Origin of the sequence: Rhodococcus sp. ARC_M12 (assembly GCF_022810385.1) — a bacterium.
In the GTDB taxonomy this organism is placed as follows: Bacteria; Actinomycetota; Actinomycetes; order Mycobacteriales; family Mycobacteriaceae; genus Rhodococcoides; species Rhodococcoides navarretei.
In genome coordinates this window covers 1-3,321 of record NZ_JALGQI010000037.1, presented here as the reverse complement: position 1 = coordinate 3,321, position 3,321 = coordinate 1, and the positions used below count along the sequence as shown (strand labels likewise).

Below are 3,321 nucleotides of genomic sequence, written 5' to 3'. Positions count from 1 at the left end.
AAGCGTGGGATGGCCTGATCGTTCGAACACCTGAATTCCAATTGTGATGTGTGAAAGGCAGGCACGACAGCATGAAAGTTTCTGAGTCGATCACCGACAAGGTCCAGTCGACCATCCCTATAGGGCTGCAGATCCAGGGCGCTCATCTGTACGACAAGACCCGACGGTGGGTGACTGGCACGAATGGCAAGAAGATCTTCGTCGAAAGTCCCATCCCACCGGTCGAGGATGTCGAGCTCGCCGACATCGACCTCAGTAACCCCTTTCTCTACAGACAAGGGCGGTGGCAGTCGTACTTCGAGCGCGTGCGGAACGAGGCACCGGTTCATTACCAACCCAACAGTCCGTTCGGCCCGTTCTGGTCGGTCACGCGCCATGCCGATATCGTGGCCGTCGACAAGAACCACGCTGTGTTCTCGGCCGAACCGTTCATCGTCATCGGCGTCCCGCCCCGGTTTCTCGATATCGAGATGTTCATCGCGATGGACCCGCCACGCCACGACAAGCAGCGCGCTGCCGTCCAGGGGGTTGTCGCACCGAAGAACCTCCGGGAGATGGAGGGACTGATCCGATCGCGGGTACGGGAGGTATTGGACGACCTCCCCTTGAACGAGCCGTTCGACTGGGTGCAGAATGTCTCGATCGAGTTGACAGCTCGGATGCTCGCAACTCTTCTGGATTTCCCCTACGAACAACGCCGCAAACTCGTCTACTGGTCCGATTTGGCAACCTCGATGGAGCAAGCCAACGGTGGGCCCTCGGACAACGACGAGGTGTTCGAGGGCATGCGTGACATGGCGCGTGGCCTCAGCGCTCTCTGGCATGACAAAGCAGCCAGGAGGTCTGCAGGGGAAGAGTCCGGTTTCGATCTGATCACCATGTTGCAGAGCAACGAGGACACCAAGGATCTGATCGATCGTCCGATGGAATTTCTGGGCAACCTCGTCCTGCTGATCGTCGGTGGGAACGACACGACGCGTAACTCGATGAGCGGTGGCGTTCTTGCGTTGAACCAATTCCCCGACCAGTTCGAGAAATTGAAGGCCAATCCCGATTTGATCCCCAACATGAACTCGGAAATCATCCGATGGCAAACACCCTTGGCGTACATGCGCCGAATCGCCAAAGCCGACACCGTTCTGAACGGACAATTCATCCGCAAGGGTGACAAATTGGTGATGTGGTATGCCTCGGGTAACCGCGACGAACGCGTTTTCGAGAATCCTGATGATTTCATCATCGATCGTGCCAATGCGCGCAATCACATCGCGTTCGGATTCGGTGTACACCGGTGTATGGGCAATCGGCTGGCCGAAATGCAGCTGCGGATTCTGTGGGAGGAGTTGCTTCCCCGCTTCGAGAACATCGAGGTCGTCGGCGACCCCGAGTACGTTCAGTCGAATTTCGTGCGGGGCATCAGCAAGATGATGGTGCGCCTGACGCCTACTTCCAGCGCATGACATCGCAACGGGCGATCATCGTCGGCGCAAGCCATGCTGGGGCACAACTGGCAGCTAGTTTGCGCCAAGAAGGTTGGACAGGCGAGATCGTCCTCATCGGTAACGAGTCTGCCACTCCCTATCAACGCCCCCCGCTGTCGAAGGCATACCTGGCGGGCAAATGCGTACTCGACGATATCGCCATTCGCAGCACGGACTTCTACTCCAAGCAAGGTATTCAGCTCCTGAACGCGCAGGTGGAGGCCATCGTTCGGTCGGAAGGCAACGTCGTTCTCGACACCGGGGAGAAGCTGGCCTACGACAAGCTCGCGCTGTGCACGGGAGCCCGCCCTCGTCGGCTCACCGTTCCCGGGGCCGATCTCCACGGGGTCTACTACCTGCGCACCGCAGCGGACGTCGAGAGGATCCGTATGGCCACCGGCCCTGGCCGGCGGGTGGTGATCGTCGGAGGCGGCTACATCGGACTCGAGACAGCGGCATCGCTGCGCGCACTGGGCGTGCAGGTCACAGTTCTCGAGGCAACTGGGCGTGTGCTCGAGCGGGTCACTGCTCCCGAGGTATCGACGTTCTTCGAGCGGATACATCGCGAGCAGGGAGTCGACATCAGAACGAACGCGATGGTCGAAGGCCTGTCCGGTGACCGTGAGGTTCGTGAAGTCAGTTTGGCCAGCGGGGAATCGATCCCCGCAGATCTGGTCATCGTCGGTGTCGGCGTCGAGCCGAACACCGACCTCGCCGCCGATGCGGGTCTTGTCATCGACAACGGCATCGTGATCGACGATCACACTCGGACCAACGACCCCGACATCATGGCGGCGGGGGACTGCGCGAGCCACGACATGGCCCGTTACGGCCGTCGACTACGGTTGGAGTCCGTCTCGAGCGCAGGAGAGCAGGCCAAAGTCGCTGCCTCGACCGCCTGCGGGAAGTCCAGAAAAATCGAAGCGTTGCCGTGGTTCTGGTCAGATCAGTATCACTTCAAGCTGCAGATCGCCGGCCTCAACACTGGATACGACGAAGTGGTTCTCAGTGGTGACCCCAGCCGCGACAGTGATTTCAGTTGCTTCTATCTCCAGGCCGGTGAGCTCATTGCCGCCGACTGCATAGGTCGCCCGCGCGAGTTCATGTACAGCAAACGGGTGATCGCCCAGCGACTCCCCGTCCAACGCGAAGACCTGATGCTCGGCGGACTCGCGCGCAACTGACCGATCCTTCGGTCGTTGTGCACACAACAGCAACCGGTTTGCTCAGAAAAGGGAACATCAGCGATGACCATGACAGACCGCCCGCCCGGGGCACATACGACGCAGACACCACACGCGTACCTGGGAGCAACGGACTTCCTCGACATCGAGCACGAATCCGTGCGGGCGTTCACCGCCGCGGCAATCGGGGATGCGAGCAGCGACCGTGACAAGGCCAGACGCCTCTTCGCCGCCGTCCGCGACCGGATCTGGTACGACCCGTACACCGTGTCGGACGATCCGGCCCACTATCGGGCGAGCTTCGTCCTCGAGACCGGGCGCGCTTACTGCGTCCCGAAGGCGGTGCTGTTGACCGCAGTGTGCCGGGCGGCGGGTATCCCGGCACTGCTCGGCTTCGCCGACGTCCGAAATCACCTGCAGACCGAGACGTTGCGCGCGCTGATGGGCGGCACCGACCTGTTCGTCTACCACGGCTACAGTCGCCTCTACATCGAGGGCCGGTGGTTGAAGGCCACGCCGGCATTCAATGTCGAGTTGTGCGCTCGTTTCGGCGTGCCGCCAGTGGAATTCGACGGCGATCGCGATGCTCTCATGCATGCCTTCACCGCAGACGGAGCTCAGCACATGGAGTATGTCCGCGAGCGAGGAGTCTTCGA

At 60.7% G+C, this 3,321-nt stretch carries 3 protein-coding genes; all 3 read left to right on the top strand.

Annotation, left to right across the window (positions count from 1 at the left end):
- The first annotated feature begins 71 nt into the window (after positions 1-71).
- Positions 72-1,460 (top strand): cytochrome P450, encoded by a 1,389-nt coding sequence (locus tag MTX35_RS25155; RefSeq protein ID WP_027498265.1) that lies wholly within the window; start codon positions 72-74, stop codon positions 1,458-1,460.
- Entirely contained in the window at positions 1,457-2,665 is a 1,209-nt protein-coding gene (locus tag MTX35_RS25150) for an NAD(P)/FAD-dependent oxidoreductase (protein WP_068373920.1), read from the top strand. The genes MTX35_RS25155 and MTX35_RS25150 overlap by 4 nt, the downstream gene beginning before the upstream one ends.
- Positions 2,666-2,734: 69 nt before the next feature.
- A partial coding sequence (locus MTX35_RS25145) for a transglutaminase family protein (RefSeq protein ID WP_243597463.1) occupies positions 2,735-3,321 on the top strand: 587 nt, incomplete at its 3' end.

Coding starts and splice junctions, on each gene's coding strand:
- MTX35_RS25150 (WP_068373920.1), top strand. CDS start 1,457: ATGACATCGCAACGGGCGATCATCGTCGGCGCAAGCCATGCTGGGGCA.
- MTX35_RS25155 (WP_027498265.1), top strand. CDS start 72: ATGAAAGTTTCTGAGTCGATCACCGACAAGGTCCAGTCGACCATCCCT.